The organism is Pseudoclavibacter sp. VKM Ac-2888 (genome assembly GCF_015351285.1).
GTDB lineage: Bacteria > Actinomycetota > Actinomycetes > Actinomycetales > Microbacteriaceae > Pseudoclavibacter.
The window spans coordinates 937,017-953,230 of sequence record NZ_JADKSM010000001.1; the positions used below are offsets into that span (position 1 = coordinate 937,017).

12 protein-coding genes are annotated in these 16,214 nt (G+C 67.8%); 5 read left to right on the forward strand and 7 right to left on the reverse strand.

The window, feature by feature from the left end:
* Window positions 1-18 precede the first annotated feature (18 nt).
* From ITJ61_RS04535 to ITJ61_RS04555, 5 genes are all read left to right on the forward strand, one after another.
* Window positions 19-1,263, forward strand: coding sequence for a PucR family transcriptional regulator (locus ITJ61_RS04535; RefSeq protein ID WP_104241405.1), 1,245 nt, complete (start codon window positions 19-21; stop codon window positions 1,261-1,263).
* A gap of 78 nt (window positions 1,264-1,341) precedes the next feature.
* Window positions 1,342-2,265 (forward strand): ACP S-malonyltransferase, encoded by a 924-nt coding sequence (locus tag ITJ61_RS04540; RefSeq protein WP_104298684.1) that lies wholly within the window; start codon window positions 1,342-1,344, stop codon window positions 2,263-2,265.
* A gap of 39 nt (window positions 2,266-2,304) precedes the next feature.
* A complete protein-coding gene (locus ITJ61_RS04545; protein WP_104241407.1) occupies window positions 2,305-3,315 on the forward strand; it encodes a beta-ketoacyl-ACP synthase III in 1,011 nt (336 codons plus the stop codon).
* An 89-nt stretch (window positions 3,316-3,404) separates the two neighbouring features.
* Complete coding sequence (locus tag ITJ61_RS04550; RefSeq protein ID WP_068479114.1) at window positions 3,405-3,650, forward strand: acyl carrier protein; 246 nt, start codon at window positions 3,405-3,407, stop codon at window positions 3,648-3,650.
* 90 nt (window positions 3,651-3,740) lie between these two features.
* Window positions 3,741-4,982 carry a beta-ketoacyl-[acyl-carrier-protein] synthase family protein gene (locus ITJ61_RS04555; RefSeq protein ID WP_194685637.1) on the forward strand — a complete coding sequence of 414 codons (1,242 nt, stop codon included), beginning with the start codon at window positions 3,741-3,743 and terminating at the stop codon, window positions 4,980-4,982.
* 139 nt (window positions 4,983-5,121) lie between these two features.
* Here ITJ61_RS04555 and ITJ61_RS04560 read toward each other — a convergent pair whose 3' ends face one another.
* The 7 genes from ITJ61_RS04560 to ITJ61_RS04590 form a co-directional block, all read right to left on the reverse strand.
* Window positions 5,122-5,628, reverse strand: coding sequence for a DUF3145 domain-containing protein (locus tag ITJ61_RS04560; protein ID WP_104241409.1), 507 nt, complete (start codon window positions 5,626-5,628; stop codon window positions 5,122-5,124).
* Between the two features lie 177 nt (window positions 5,629-5,805).
* On the reverse strand, window positions 5,806-8,355 hold the full coding sequence (glgP, locus tag ITJ61_RS04565) for an alpha-glucan family phosphorylase (protein WP_194685638.1): 2,550 nt from the start codon (window positions 8,353-8,355) through the stop codon (window positions 5,806-5,808).
* Window positions 8,356-8,407: 52 nt separating this feature from the next.
* Window positions 8,408-8,878, reverse strand: coding sequence for a hypothetical protein (locus tag ITJ61_RS04570; protein WP_104241411.1), 471 nt, complete (start codon window positions 8,876-8,878; stop codon window positions 8,408-8,410).
* Between the two features lie 94 nt (window positions 8,879-8,972).
* Complete coding sequence (locus ITJ61_RS04575; protein WP_194685639.1) at window positions 8,973-10,292, reverse strand: glutamate-5-semialdehyde dehydrogenase; 1,320 nt, start codon at window positions 10,290-10,292, stop codon at window positions 8,973-8,975.
* A gap of 32 nt (window positions 10,293-10,324) precedes the next feature.
* Window positions 10,325-11,470 (reverse strand): glutamate 5-kinase, encoded by a 1,146-nt coding sequence (gene proB, locus ITJ61_RS04580; RefSeq protein ID WP_104241413.1) that lies wholly within the window; start codon window positions 11,468-11,470, stop codon window positions 10,325-10,327.
* Window positions 11,471-11,573: 103 nt separating this feature from the next.
* Window positions 11,574-15,299 carry an efflux RND transporter permease subunit gene (locus ITJ61_RS04585; RefSeq protein WP_323744296.1) on the reverse strand — a complete coding sequence of 1,242 codons (3,726 nt, stop codon included), beginning with the start codon at window positions 15,297-15,299 and terminating at the stop codon, window positions 11,574-11,576.
* Window positions 15,300-15,487: 188 nt separating this feature from the next.
* Entirely contained in the window at window positions 15,488-16,099 is a 612-nt protein-coding gene (locus ITJ61_RS04590; protein ID WP_181059305.1) for a ScbR family autoregulator-binding transcription factor, read from the reverse strand.
* Window positions 16,100-16,214 lie beyond the last annotated feature (115 nt).

The window sequence follows — 16,214 nt, forward strand, 5'->3', positions numbered from 1 at the left end:
TCCTCACAGTTCGGAATCATGCCCGCTCCACGCACGAAGGAACAGACGCTCAACTGGCTGCGATCGATCTCGGGAGAGCTCTCGACCGCAACGGTGAAGCGCTTGGAAGACACCCTTCCCTGGTTCGGTGACATGCCCCCTGGGCGACGTAGTGCCGTAGGCCTCGTCGCCCAGTCGGGCATCTCATCCTTCATCGCCTGGTTCGAAGACCCGACTGCCACCCCATGGGTGGCGGCCGACGTGTTCGACTCGGCACCTCGAGAGCTCCTCCGCTCGGTGAGCCTGCAGCAGACGCTGCAGCTCATCCGGGTTGTCGTGGAGGTCGTTGAGGAGCGCACGAAGCTGACCGACGGCGACGTGCGTGAAGCGGTGCTGAAGTACTCGCGAGATATCGCGTTCGCCGCGGCCGACGTGTACGCACGCGCGGCCGAGGCCAGAGGCCTGTGGGATGCGCGCCTCGAGGCGCTCGTCGTCGACTCGATCCTCACCGGCGAGCACGACGACGAGCTCCCGAGCCGTATCGCCGCGCTCGGCTGGCACGGGCATGGCGAGGTCAGCGTGCTCGTCGGGACGACCCCGAGGATCCTCGAGGTCGACCAGATCCGCCGGACGGCGCGCCACAACAAGGTCGACCTCCTCGTCGGCGTGCAGGGAGGTCGGCTGGTGCTCGTCATCGGTCGAGCCCACCCCACCGGTGAAGGGGACGAAGGCGAGCAGGTGCCCTTCATGGAGATCGCCGAGCGGCTGGAGCCCAGCTTCGGCGACGGCCGCCTCGTCCTCGGCCCGCCCGTGCCGAGCGTGGTCGAGGCCTCTCGCAGCGCCCGCGCCGCGCTCGCCGGCTTCGCAGTGGCGGGTGCGTGGAGGAAGGCGCAGCGCCCCATGCTGGCCGACGAGCTCCTCCCAGAACGTGCCCTCGCGGGCGACCCGCTCGCACGGCAGACGCTCGTAGCGAGGGTCTTCAGGCCACTCGCCGATCACCAGAGCGACCTGCTGACGACGCTCTGGTGCTACCTCGACAACGGACGTTCGCTCGAGGCGACGGCCCGCGAGCTCTTCGTGCACCCCAACACGGTCCGCTACCGCCTCAAGCGCGTCAGCGAGGTCATCGGCTGGGACGCCACCGGACCGCGAGAGGCGCTCATCCTCCAGTGCGCGCTGATCCTCGGGAACATCGCCGAGCCGAAGCAGCCAGAACCCCGCCGCCAGTCGGGCGGAACCCCCGCAAGCAACGTGGCTCGACGCAGCCGCCGCACTTCGCACTAGAAAACCTCTAATGATCTTTCGAGTTCTTGGGACTGTTGCTACAGGGCTGAACGCTCAGGTGCTGTCATGATGGAATCCATGATTGTCGTCACCTGCCCAGGCCAGGGTTCCCAGACTCCAGGCTTCCTGCTCCCCTGGATCGAAGACACCAGGAACCGAGACACCCTCGAGCAGCTGTCTGCCTCGTCCGGCATCGACCTCGTGAAGCACGGCACGGAGTCTGACGCCGACACGATCCGCGACACCGCAGTCGCACAGCCCCTCATCGTCGCCGCCGGCATCCTCGCCTGGAACTCCCTCATGGAGATCCCCGGCGCGGCAGCGGCGATCGGTGGGGTCGCCGGCCACTCCGTCGGCGAGATCACGGCCGCCTACGCGGCGGGAATCTTCGACGCCGACACTGCGATGCGGTTCGTCGCGCGCCGTTCGCAGCTGATGGCACAGGACGCCGCCGCCACTCCCACCAGCATGAGCGCTGTTCTCGGCGGTGACGAGGACGTGGTTCTCGCACGCCTCGCGGAACTCGACCTCACCCCCGCCAACTTCAACGGCGGCGGACAGATCGTCGCGGCCGGCGCACCCGAGGCACTCGCGACACTCCGCAGCGAGCCCGCACCAGGAACACGCGTGATCCCGCTCAAGGTGGCAGGCGCCTTCCACACCCGCTACATGGAGCAGGCGCGCACGACGCTGGCCGCGGATGCTGAGCACTTCGAGGTCCGAGACCCCGTCCGCACGATCTGGTCGAACGAGACCGGCTCGGTCGTGACCGACGGAGTGGAGTTCCGTGCCGCCCTCATCCGGCAGCTCGCGCAGCCAGTGCGCTGGGACGCCTGCATGCGCTCCTTCGCCGACGCCGGAGTCACCTCGCTCATCGAGCTCGCCCCGGCCGGCACCCTGAGCGGACTCGCGAAGCGAGCACTCAAGGGAACCCCGACCCTCGCACTCTCCACTCCCGCAGACCTCGACGTGGCACGCGAACGCATCGCGGCCGACGCCTGAGCACACCGAACTGCCAAGAGCATCCTCGAGAGGACTCGCATGACCACAGCAACACCGACCCTTGTGCAGTCGACGGGCGCGCAGTACACGCGCATCCTCGCCATGGGCGCCGCCCGCGGCGAGCGCGTCGTCCCGAACTCGGAGATCATCGAGCCGATCAACTCGTCTGACGAGTGGATCCGCCAGCGCACGGGAGTCATCACCCGCGTCCGAGCGAACGAGGAGACGAGCGCGCTCGATCTCGCCGTCGACGCCTCACGCGAGGCCATCGAACGCTCGGGCATCGACCCGAGCCGCATCGGCGCCGTCATCGTCGCGACCATCAGCAACGAGATGCAGACCCCGTCGCTCGCTGCGCGCCTCGCCGACCTCGTCGGTGCGACGCCGGCTGCTGCCTACGACCTCAACGCCGCGTGCGCCGGCTACTGCTACGCCGTCGCGCAGGCGGATGCGCTGGTTCGCACTGGAGTCGCCGAGCATGTCCTGGTCGTCGGCACCGAGAAGCTGTCGGACCTCATCGACCCCACGGACCGCACGATCTCCTTCCTGCTCGGCGACGGCGCGGGGGCTGCGATCATCGGCCCGAGCGACGCTCCCGGCATCTCCAAGTCGATCCTCGGCTCCGATGGGTCCCGCTGGGAAGCCGTCTCCATGAACGCGAGCCTGCAGGACTACCGCCAGGGCGGCTCCGAGTGGCCGACACTCCGCCAAGACGGGCCGAGCGTCTTCCGCTGGGCCGTCTGGGACATGGCGAAGGTCGCGCGCCGCGCGCTGGAAGAGGCAGGCGTGACCGCCGATCAGCTCTCCGCGTTCATCCCGCACCAGGCGAACATGCGCATCGTCGACGAGTTCGCCAAGCAGCTCGCGCTGCCCGACCACGTCATCATCGCCCGTGACATCGCAACGACCGGCAACACATCGGCCGCTTCCGTGCCCCTCGCGACGCATCGCCTGCTCGAGGAGAACCCCGAGCTGTCGGGCGGACTCGCCCTCCAGATCGGCTTCGGCGCGGGCCTCGTGTACGGCGCCCAGGTCGTCGTCCTGCCCTAACGGGCCCCAGAAGTCACCGCACGCCTCCCCCACGCACCCCCGCCGACCAATACACTTGGCTCGGTCATTGACAATCAAGGAGAAACACCATGGCACTTACCAACGACGAAGTTCTCGCGGGACTCGCTGAGCTCGTAAACGACGAGACCGGAATCGCGGCTGACACGGTCACCGTTGAGAAGTCTTTCACCGACGACCTCGACATCGACTCGATCTCCATGATGACGATCGTCGTCAACGCTGAAGAGAAGTTCGACGTCAAGATCCCGGACGACGAGGTCGCAAACCTCAAGACCGTGGGCGACGCCGTCAACTTCATCGTCGCAGCGTCCTAAGGACGATCCCTCGCTTCGAGTGGGCGGCTTCTGCCGCCCACTCTTAGTGACTGTCTCACCTTCGCCCCAGTTCATTCAGGAGCAGTTGTCATGACCAAGAAAATCGTCGTCACCGGCATCGGTGCGACTTCCCCGCTGGGCGGCACCGCCCGCAGCACCTGGGAAGCGCTCCTCGCCGGTGAATCAGGAGCTCGCACACTCGAGGCCGAATGGGTCGCGAAGTACGAGATCCCCATCGAATTCGCCGCGACCGCAAAGGTCCCGGCAAGCGAGGTACTCCCCCGCCACGAGGCCAAGCGCCTCGACCCCTCAAGCCAGTTCGCGCTCATCGCGGGCCGTGAGGCCTTCGCCGATGCAGGCCTCACCGTCGGCGATATCCCCGCCGAACGCCTCCTCGTCGACTGGGCAACCGGCATCGGCGGAGTCTGGACGCTCCTCGACGCCTGGGACACGCTCCGCGAGAAGGGCCCGCGCCGGGTCATGCCGCTCACCGTTCCCATGCTCATGCCGAACGGCCCAGGAGCAGCGATCGGCATGGACATCAAGGCCCGCGCCGGTGTTCGCACGGTCGTCTCAGCATGCGCATCCAGCACGGAAGCCATTGCAGACGCCTACGAGCACCTCCAGCAGGGCCTCGCCGATGTCGTCGTCGCCGGTGGCTCCGAGGCGGCAATCCACCCGCTCCCTGTCGCCTCCTTCGCGGCGATGCAGGCCCTGTCGAAGCGCAACGACGACCCATCGCACGCGTCACGTCCCTACGACGTGAGCCGAGACGGCTTCGTCCTGGGCGAGGGTGCTGCGGCGCTCGTGCTCGAGACCGAGGAGCACGCGCTCGCGCGCGGTGCGCGCATCTACGCTGAGCTCATCGGCGGGGGCGTCACGGCGGATGCACACCACATCACGGCACCGGACCCAGAGGGCACCGGGGCGGCACGAGCGATCACCGCCGCACTGGGCCAGGCCGGTGTGTCCGTCGAGGACGTCACGCACATCAACGCACACGCCACCTCGACGCCCGTCGGCGACATCGCTGAGTTCAAGGCGCTGAAGTCGGTCTTCGGCGAGCACCTCGCCTCCATTCCCGTCTCCGCGACCAAGGCGTCCACAGGCCACCTGCTCGGCGGCGCGGGAGCCCTCGAGGCCATGTTCACCGTGCTTGCCCTCTCGGAGGGGACACTGCCCCCGACGATCAACCTCAACGAGCAGGACCCCGCGATCCACCTCGACGTCGTCACCGAGCCGCGTCCCTTCGACGCACCGGGCAAGGTCGCCATCTCGACCTCGTTCGGCTTCGGCGGGCACAACGCCGTCGTCGCGTTCCGCGGAGTGTAGATCCTCCCCCTCTGCCGGCCGCCTCGACGTCCGGCAGCAAGAACTGTGGCCCCTCAGGTGAGAACCTGAGGGGCCACAGTCTTGGAGTGTCGAGAACAGCTTCCGGTCCGCCTCTCAGCGGACCATCCGCTTGGCGGGCCTAGCCGACTCGGTGGTGCATCCACACGACGGGACTCTCGTCGCCGGCGATGCGGAAAGGCTCCAACTCGTCGTCCCAAGCCTGCCCAAGCGCGAGGCGCAGCTCGCGGTGGAGCTCGGAGGCGTTGCCGCCAGCGATCTCCATCGCGTACCGAACGCGATCTTCCGGAACCACGACGCCGCCAGAGGCATCCGTCTGGGCGTAGTAGATACCAAGCTCAGGCGTGTGCATCCAGCGACCGCCATCGACGCCAGGACGCGCGTCCTCGGTGACTTCGAAGCGAAGGTGGGCCCAGCCGCGCAGGTGCGACGCGATGGCCGCCCCAGCGCCAGGCTCGCCTTCCCAGGTGAACTCCGCACGCAACTGCCCTGGAATGACCGGTTGGTCGATCCAGGGAAGGTTGACGGCGTACCCGAGGGCGCGACCGACACCCCACTCGACGTGCTGGCAAAGCGCCTTAGGAGAGGAGTGCACGTAGAGCACCCCTCCTGCGTTCGGTGCAACCATGAGTTCTCCTCCATTCGTTTGGTGATTCGTCTTCCCCAACGATCACGTGATGAATGGATGCGAACTGCATCGTTTACCAGACGTCGACATTTCTGTCGTCACTTGAATTATGCCCGACGACGACGCCGAATGACAAGCCTGTCATTACTTTCGGCGCCGCCACCCAGGAGCGATCTCCTACACGGGGAGACGGACCAGTCCCAGCTCGGCCGAAGCCTGCAGGAACGCGTGCCTCGGCTGCACCCGGACGGTGTAGCCGAGCAGTCCAGGCTCGTCGATCGGAACGTCGACGACAAACGTCGATCCCCCCTCGTGGGCAGGCCGCATCTCGACGATCCGAGTACTCTGCAGCTCACCCTCGGCGTCGGGAGCACCCACGACGGCTTCGACGAGGACGTCGTCAGTACTCAGCCCGCCGAGTTCGACTCTTGCCGAGAGACGGACGCTCTCCCCCGCCTTCGGCTCGCGGTTCTCCGCGACCACGGACGCGACGCGGACGCCCGGCCAGGCCGCCCGCACGTCGCCGAGCCAAGTCGCGAACGAGCGTGTAGCGACGAGGTCGGAGGCAACGCGTGCCGAACCGCCCGCAGGCAGGTAGAGGTCGGTGACGTAGTCCCGCACCATGCGCTCGGCGGCGACCTTCGGGCCGACAACCGACACGGAACGGCGGACCTTCTCTACCCACTCGACAGGAAGGCCCCGCTCATCGCGCGCGTAGAACAGCGGCGCGATCTCGTGCTCGAGGATGTCGTAGAGCGCACCGGCCTCAAGAGCGTCACGCGTGCGCTCATCGACTCCGCTGGTGTCAGGAATCGTCCACCCGACAGCGTCGTCCGCCATCTCATCCCACCAGCCATCTGAGATCGAGAACGTCAGGCACCCGTTCATGACGGCCTTCATGCCCGAGGTGCCGGATGCCTCCTGTGGACGCACGGGGTTGTTCAGCCACACATCGCTGCCGGCCACGAGGTGCTTCGCGATCGTGACGTTGTAGTCGGGGAGGAACACGATGCGGTCGCGAACCCCCGCCTCATCGGCGAAGTTCACCAGCTCCTGCAAGAGCTGCTTGCCGCCCATATCGGCGGGATGCGCCTTGCCGGCGATGACGAACTGGACGGGACGATCGGGATTGTTGAGGATGCGGGCGAGCCGATCTCGGTCCTGCAGCATGAGGGTGAGGCGCTTGTAGGTCGAGACTCGACGAGCGAAGCCGATCGTGAGCCGCTCGGGATCCAGCACGTCTCGGATCCAGCCGAGTTCCGCGTCCTGTGCGCCTCGCGCCTGCCACGAGGCGCGAACTGATTCGCGGGCCCGTCTGACGAGCTCGGCCCGCAGCTCACCGCGGATGCGCCAGAGCTCCTCGGCGCCGACCGCCTCCGGGTGGTTCCACGTGCCGGACGTCGCGAGCTCGCGTCCGCCGTTCATGGCTTCGATGACCCGGAGCATCGACGGGCGGGTCCAGCTCGGGATGTGGACGCCGTTGGTGATCGAGCCGATCGGGACTTCCTCTGCGGCCACACCCGGGTACAGCTTGGCGAACATGCCTCGGGACACGACGCCATGCAGCTTCGCGACGCCGTTGGCGTACTGCGCGAGGCGAAGACCGAGGTGCGCCATGTTGTAGCGGCCAGGGTCGTCTTCGGCCCCGAGCTCCATGATGCGTGCCAGCGGAACGTCAGGCACCAGGGTCAGACCGCCGGACGAGCCGAGGTAGCGCTGCACGAGATGTGCGTCGAAGCGGTCGATGCCGGCGGGAACCGGCGTGTGCGTCGTGAAGACGGTGCTCGACCGCACTGCGGCGAGCGCGGTTTCGAACGTCTCGCCGCCAGCCATCAGCTGACCGATGCGCTCGACGCCCGAGAAGCCCGCGTGCCCCTCGTTGAGGTGGAAGACGGTCGGCTGCCGGCGTCCGTTGAGTTCCGCGTACGCCTGCACGGCTCGTACTCCGCCGACGCCGAGCACCAGCTCCTGCCGGATGCGGTGCTCGGCGTCTCCACCGTAGAGCCGATCCGTGATCGCGCGGAGATCCTCAGGGTTCTCCGGAAGGTTCGTGTCGAGGAGCAGTAGCGGCACAGTGCCGACCTGGGCCTCCCAGAGTGCGATCTCGAGGGTCCGCCCGTCCGGGAAGGCAAGAGAGACGCGGGACTGGGCACCCGACGCGTCCAACACGGGATCGACGGCGAGGTCCTTCGGCGGATGCTCCGCGTAAGCCTCCTGCTGCCATCCCTCGCGGGACAAGGTCTGCGAGAAGTACCCGTAGGTGTAGAGGAGGCCGACGCCGATGATCGGCGCCCCGAGGTCGCTTGCGCTCTTGAGATGGTCGCCCGCGAGCACACCGAGACCGCCGGAGTAGACGGGGAGCGACTCCGTGATCCCGAACTCCATCGAGAAGTAGGCAACGCTCGTCGCCTCGTCCGCGGTACCCCGCGTGTGCTTGTGGAACCAGCGGTCGCTGTCGAGGTAGGCCGAGAGATCCTCGGCTTCGTGACCGAGCCGCGCGACGAACTCGGGATCTGCCGCGAGCTCGGCGACGCGGGATGCCGGAAGTGAGCGAAGCATCACGATGGGATTGCGGCCGCACGCTCGCCACAGCTGCTCGTCGATGCCGGCGAAGAGCCGTTCGGCGCTCGAGCGCCAGGACCAGCGCAGATTCTTGGCGAGAGTGCGCAGCGGCGCGAGCTCAGGAGGGAGAACAGTGGATACGGACAGCGAGTCGTAGGCCTTCACGCGCTCCAGCGTAGCGCCGAAACACGGCGCCACCGCGTCGCCGAGATGAACGTCAGCGAACGGTGGAAGTTACCGACGCGATGAGCTCCCGCGCGGCGGCCGCACGGCCCTGGAGGTCCTGCCAGATCCAGGCTGCGGAGCGCGCATCAACCGGCACGAAGCTCGTGAGCGTTCCCGTCGGATTCGAAATGCGGACCTCGTATCCGCCGACGACGCGATCCTCCTTCACCAGCAGGAACAGGAGGCTGAAGATCGTCAGGACGAAGAACCCGGCGATCGCGACGATGATCGCCCACGTCGGGATGGCACGCTCGACGCGCGACATGTTCGTGACGAACACGGTCGAGCCCTCCGTCGGGAGGGAGCCGTACGGACCCGAGATGCGATCTCGGGACACCTCGAGCTCACCGAGGAAGACTCGGTCGAGGCCCTGGGGGCGTTCCGTGCTCGGCGCCTGGGCGAAGGCGTCGTGCTGGTCGAAGTTCGACGGCTGGTTCTCGATGGGCAGTGGGGTGCTGGTCATGATCGTCCCTTCAACGTCTCCGATCAGGCTACGCGGCGAGCCTGACGGAACGCGTCATCACCTGGACTGATCTTCGCGCGGGAGGTGCCGCAGCTCAGGCGCGAATCTGGCCGTCGCCCGTGACAACCCACTTCGTCGTCGTGAGCTCTTCGAGCCCCATCGGCCCGCGAGCGTGCAGCTTCTGGGTCGAGATGCCCAGCTCGGCGCCGAGCCCGAACTGGCCGCCATCCGTGAAGCGCGTCGACGCGTTCACGATGACGGCTGCGGCGTCGACCTCAGCGGTGAAGCGCTCTGCGGCCTGCAGCGAGCTCGTGACGATCGCCTCGGTGTGGCCGGTGCTGAACTCGCGGATGTGCACAAGCGCCTGATCGAAGTCGTCGACGACTCGCACTGCGATCTCGTAGTCGAGGTACTCCGTCGCCCAGTCATCGTGTGTCGCCTCGAGCACCTCGACGTCCCGAGGCGCCACGGCCCTCGTGCGGTCGTCGCCATGGATGCGGACCCCGCGCTCAGCAAGCGCCGCGAGGGCGCCGGGGAGAAACGCCTCTGCCGCATCCGAGTGCACCAGCAGGGTCTCTGCCGCGTTGCAGACGCCGACTCGGTGCGTCTTCGAGTTGATGAGGATCTCGAGCGCCATGTCGAGCTCGGCGGTGCTGTCGACGAAGACGTGGCAGTTGCCGACTCCCGTCTCGATGACGGGAACTCGAGACTCGCGGACGACGGTCTGGATGAGACCGGCACCGCCACGAGGGACGACGAGGTCGACGTGCCCGCGGGCTCGCATGAGTGCGCGGGCTCCGGGGCGGCCGTACTCGTCGATCGACTGCACGAGATCGGCGGGCAGCCCGTACGCATCCAGTGCCGACCGAAGCGTGCCGATGATGGCCGAGTTGGAGTGCTCGGCGGCGGATCCGCCGCGGAGGAGCACGGCGTTGCCGCTCTTCAGCGCGAGCCCGGCGACGTCGACGGTGACGTTGGGACGGGCCTCGTAGATGACACCGATGACCCCCATCGGAACACGCAGCTGTCGGAGTCGGAGCCCATTGGCCAGGGTCGATCCTCGGACGACTGCACCGACGGGGTCGGGCAGCGCCGCGACCTCGAGCAGGGAGTCGGCGATCGCTCGAATGCGGGACTCGTCCAGTGCGAGACGGTCGAGGAGACCTTCGGACATGCCCGAGACGCGCCCGCGCTCGAGGTCCTGCGCATTGCCGGCGAGGATCTCGGGCGTCGCACGCACGAGGGCCTCCGCGAGGGCGACGAGCGCCCCGTCCTTCTGCGCACGCGTCGATCGAGCCAGCACGCGCGATGCCGCCCGTGCCCGCCCGGCGAGCTCGATGATGGCGGTGCTCGCCAGCTCGTCCGCGTCGCCCTGGTCCGCCGTGTCCGCGCGCTCACCCTGCAAGATCGTCATGACAGAGCATTCTACGCCGCGAGCGGTCGCCCTCAGCCGACGCGGATCCCCTTCGGGCGCACGAGCACCAGGTCGTCGCGATGGATGACCTCGCGGTCGTACCCGGTCCCAAGCGACTCGCGCAGCGAACTCGACGACTGCCCGAGCATGTCGGGGATCTCGACGGCATCGAAGCCGCTGAGGCCTCGTGCGATGACGACGCCCTCCTTCGAGACCAGCTCGACCGGGTCGCCGGCGACGAACTCGCCCTCGACGCCCACGATTCCGGCAGCCAGCAGCGAGGCTCGCCCGCCGAGCACGGCGTCGACGGCGCCGTCGTCGAGCACGATCTTGCCCTGCACCCGCGCGGCGTGGGCGATCCAGAGGCGCTTGCGCGACGATCGCTTTCCGGTCGGGGCGAACCACGTGCCGACACGCTCCCCGTCAATGGCCGCGCGCGCGTTCTCCGCCTTCGTCAACACGACGGGCATGCCCGATCCCGTGGCGATGGAGACCGACTCGAGCTTGGTGAGCATGCCACCCGTTCCGACGTCGCTGCCCCTGCCGGAGACCTCGATGCCTTCAAGATCGCTCGGGCCAAGCACCTCGGAGATGCGCCGTGTGCCCTCGCGGCTGGGCGGGCCGTCGTACAGGCCGTCGACGTCCGTGAGCAGGACAAGCGCGTCGGCCCCGACGAGCTGGGCGACCAGCGCGGCGAGCCGGTCGTTGTCGCCGAAGCGGAGCTCATCGGTCACGACCGCGTCGTTCTCGTTCACGATCGGCACGACCGCGAGCCTGAACAGGCGCTCGAGCGATCGCTGCGCGTTCTTGTAGCGGGTGCGCCGCACGGTGTCCTCTGCCGTGAGCAGGATCTGCCCGACGGTGATGGCTCGATCCGCGAACGCCTCTGCGTACCGGGCCACGAGCATCCCCTGCCCGACGGAGGCGGCAGCCTGGGCAGTCGCCACGTCGCGCGGCCTCGATGGGAGACCGAGGGGCCCGATGCCGGCGGCGACCGCACCCGAGGTGACGAGGAGGGTCTGGAGTCCTTTGTCATGGCGATCCGCGATGACCTGCACGAGCGAGCGCAGGGCTTCGAGGTTCAGGTGCCCGTCGGCGCCCGTGAGCGATGAGGAGCCGATCTTGACCACGATGCGGTGGGCGGTCGCGAGCTGGGCACGGGCGGCTATCGGATGCATCCGTCTATTCTCTCCCGATCGCCGGAGCTTGCCGAATTCTGCCGCCGACTCGCGTCACATCGGCTCAGGGTGGCGCCGCGCTGCTGCGCGGCACCACCCTGCGTCAGCTTCCGGCGGGAGCCGCGGCGATTGCCGTCTTCTCGGCGGCCGCCTCGGCCTTGCGCTCCCTACGAGCCGCGCGCTTGGCAGCCCGTCGATCGTTCCGGCGCTCGACGCTGGAGTAGAGGACGGGGACCAGCACCAGCGTGAGCAGCGTCGAGCTGATCAGGCCGCCGATCACGACGATGGCGAGCGGCTTGGAGATGAACACGCCACCCCCGGTCAGGCCGAGCGACATCGGCACGAGCGCGAAGATCGTCGCCGCAGCGGTCATGAGGATCGGACGGAGGCGCAGCCTCGTCCCGTGCACGATCGCGTCGTGCACGCTCGAACCGCGCTCCCTGATGTGGTTGATGAGGTCGATGAGCACGATGGCGTTCGTGACCACGATCCCGATCAGCATGAGGAGTCCGATGAGCGACGGCAGGCCGAGCGGCGTATCCGTCAGCAGGAGCAGTGCCACCGCTCCCGTGGCGGCGAACGGCACCGAGACGAGCAGGATGAGCGGCTGCATCAGGCTGCGGAAGGTCGCGACCATGATGAGGAAGACGAGCACGATGGCGAGGAGCATCGCCATGCCGAGCTGCTGGAACGACTCGTCCTGGTCGGCGGACGCACCTCCGACGACGAACGTGACACCGGCGGGAAGCTCGAGACCGTCGGTCGCCGCGTAGACGGCCTGCGTGACGGTTCCCAACTGCCCCTCGGCCGGAGTGACCGAAACCGTGACCTGGCGCGCGCCGTCGTTGCGGGTGATCGCGCCAGGGGTCGCCTCCTCGCGGACCTCTGCGATGTCTCCGAGCCGGATGGGCGTCGCCTTCGTGTCGGCGAGCCCTTCCTGCCTGGCCTGCAGCTCCTTTGCCTCGAGCGACTGAGCCGCCATGTCCTCCTGAGCCTTGACGGCCGCGTCGACACCGGCGTTGGCCTGCTCGATGCCCGATTCTGCCTGCTCGATCGCTTCGGTCAGGGCGGCGATCTGCGCGTCCCGTTCCGCCTGCGCCGCCTGCTCCGGGGTCATGCTGGAGCCGGCGTCGGGAACCGCTGGGGTCAGCGGCGCCGTCTGCAGCGTCGCGAGCTGGGTCTGCAGCTCGCCGAGCTGCGCGGACACCGTGTCCCGAGCCTCGACGGCGTCGTCGACGGTCTCCTGCATCTGCTCGACCGCCTCAGCCTCCTGCTCCTCGGCCTTCGTCTCCTGTTCCTCCGTGAACGCGTCCGTCGCGTCCGTGATGGCGCGCTGCTGCTGCACCGCCGTCACGGGAAGCTGCATGAGGGCGAGCTGATCGAGGGCGACTGGCCCCTGCGTCGGCGCGATCACGATGTCGCGGTCGACGCCCTCGAGGCGCACCGTGCCCAGCGGGGTCCCGGTCAGCGCGGCGGAGACCGCCTGGCCGACGGTCGCCTGCGTGTAGCCGTAGCCTGCCGCCTTGCTGCGGTCGACGTCGACCATGACCACGTTGCCGCCCGTGCTGAGGTCGTTCGAGACCGCCGTCACGCCGGGGAGGTCCTTGACGGCATCGCCGAGCTGCGTGGCCGCCTGGCTCAGCGAGTCCGCGTCGTTGCCCTGGATTGCAAGTTGAACGTCCGATGCCAGAGCTGAGGAAGCCGCAGTGGTCACGGTCACCTCGCCGACATCGCTGAGCCCGCCGAAGTCCGAGCGCAGACTGTTGGCGACCGTCTCCGCATCCTGCCCCTCTGCGGGGATCACGGTGATCGAGGTGCTCTCTGCGTCACCGCCCCCGAATCCGCCAGCACCGCCGGCCCCGATGGAGCTCACGAACGTCTCGACGCTCCCCTTCGTGGCGAGGACGGCCTCGAGCTTCTCGGCGCCCGCCAAGCTCTCGTCGATGGTCGTGCCCTGCGGGAGCTTCTGCTCGACGAGGACCGTCTCATCACCCATGCTGCCGAGGAAGTCGCTACGGAGCGCGGTTGCGCCGATGCCGGTGAGCAGCAGCAGGGCGAGCGCGGCCGCGATCGTGCGGCGTGGGTGCCGCAGGGTCGCGTCGAGGATGGGCACGAAGGCTCGCTGCAGTCCGTCGTACGGCGATCCCTCCTCACCATCGCCCCGTGCCGCGACGACACCGGGGGCGGCGGTGGGGACCGGCAGCGCTGACTTCCCGCGCTGCTCCCGCTTCTCGTTCTTCGCCTCGAGCTTCGCCGACTGACGAGCCCAACGTCCCTCGGCTGCTTCCTCCTGGCGTGCGGTCCAGGCGGCCTGGGCTGCACGCACACGGACGAACCGCTCGCGCTTCATGGGCTTCGAGGGGCGACGCAGCATCCAGTACGCGAACACCGGGACGATCGTCAGCGCGACGACGAGGGACGCGACCAGCGCGATGGAGACCGTCACCGCGAACGGTCGGAAGAGCTGGCCGACGATGTCCCCGACGAACGCGATCGGGAGGAAGACCGCGACCGTCGTGAGCGTCGAGGCGGTGATGGCGCCAGCCACCTGACCGACGGAGCCCACGATCCCTTCGATCGTCAGGGCCCCGTCCCCCTGCCGACGCTTGATGTTCTCGATCACGACGATCGAGTCGTCCACGACTCGTCCGACCGCGATGGTGAGCGCTCCGAGGGTCAGGATGTTGAGCGAGTACTCCCCCACGTTCAGGCCCACCATCGTGATGAGCAGGGACATCGGGATCGAGATCGCCGCGACGATCGTCGACCGGAACGAGGCGAGGAACAGGAAGATGACGAGGACGGCGAAGATGAGGCCGAGCCCACCCTCGACCGAGAGGTCGTGGATCGACTGCTCGATGTACGGTGCCTGGTTCTCGATCTCCGTGAAGACGACGTTCGAGGGGAGTCCGGGTGTGACCTCTGCGAGCTTCTCCGTGACACCGTGCGCGACGGAGACTGTGCTCGCGTCGGACGCCTTCGTGACACTCAGCGTCAGGGTCTCCGCGCCGTTGACCCTGGAGATGGAGGTCGCGGGGATCTCCTTGATGTCGACATCCGCGAACTGCGAGAGCAGCACGGTCGAGTCCTCCGTCGTGAACGGGAGGGCGCGGATGGCATCCAGGGAGCTGAGCTGCGACCCGACCTGCACGGAGATCTCCCCGGTGCCGCTCGTGACGTCTCCAGCGGGGAGCACGATGCCAGCGGCAGTGAGCGTCGGCTCGATCGACGCGGTGTCGATCTTGAGCGCTTCGACGTCCGCCTGGCGGAGGCTGATCTCCACTCGCTCCTCGCGGGTGCCGGAGACTTCGACGTTCTGTACTCCGTCGACCTGCGAGAGAGCGGGCAGCACGGAGTCGGTGAGCGTCTTCGAGAGCGTCGCAGTGTCTGTGTCGGAGGATGCGCCGAGCGTCAGCACGGGGAGCGCGTCGAGCGAGAACGTGTTGAGCTCTGCCGTGGAGGACTCGGGGCGGAGCGACTTCGTCGACTCGACGGCGGATCGGAGCTCGGCCTCGACCTGCGTCTTGTCAGCGTCGAAGCTCCAGGAGACGACGATCTGGGCGAACCCCTCCGACGTCGTCGACGTCACGGACTGCACTTCCGAGACGCCACGGAGAGCGTTCTCGATGGGCTCGGTGACCTCGGTCACCATGACGTCGGGCGAGGCCCCGGTCAGTGTCGCCGTCACGAACCCCTGCGGGACCTCCACCGACGGCATGAGCTCCTGCTTGAGCTGCGCCGTCGAGATGATTCCGGCCGCCGCGATTGCAGCGGTCAGCAGTCCGATCAGAATTCGATACTTGAGACTCAGACGAGTGAGCACAGACACAGAGGGACCTTTCGACGCGACAGGGCGCCGGGTGACAACCCGACGCCCTCCCATACTGTCGACCGTGAAGATCCTCGGAATCACCCGAAAGGACTGGTTCCGGGAGTTTCATGCCCTACTCGAGACTGATCTTTGCCCGCAGAGCTGTCGTCTCGCGACGAGGTCGGCGCCCCGTCTCGATCACATGTTCACGACGACGCGACGTCGGCCGTTCGGCCCGGGTTCGCGAGTGTCACGCGGTGGACCGCCCACATCTCTCGAACGCGTTCGACGATGCTCCTGCCGTCGTTCAGATCCTGCATGAGCATCTGGATGCCGACCAGGTTCGCGAGCACCTGCCAGGCGGCCGCATCGACGTCGATGTCGTCGCGGAGCACCCCCGATTCCCGTGACGCCTGCAGCGCTTCCTTGGTCACTTCAAGCCAGGCGTCGAAGGGCCTCGGAAGCTCTTCCTCGATGAGCTCGCGCTCGCGCACCAGACGGATCGTGGCCCGCATGAGCGAATCGGACTGGAACCGCTCTGCGATCCGGATCATCAGTGACTCGAGCTCGTCGAGCGAGAGCCCGCGGTCGCGGGAGCGAGCGATCTCCGCATCCCACATCTCAGTCCAGGTCGCCGAGACGGCCTTGGCGAGGAGCGCCTTCGTCGGGAAGTGGAAGTAGACCGTTCCCTTGGTCATGCCGAGTCGGTCCGAGATATCACTGAGGACTGTGGCGGCATAGCCATTGGCCTCGAACTCGAGCGAAGCCGCTTCGAGCAGCGCCTGTCTCGTCTGCGCTCGCTGTTCAGCTCGCTTCATCATCCCCTGCTTTTCATGCATCCGAGGTCGGCTCCGACCCCGCTTCTGGGGCATCAGTCTAGACCTGCGCCCGTCGAGCCCGTCGCCCACCGCACGTGTGCGCGAATTCTGGATA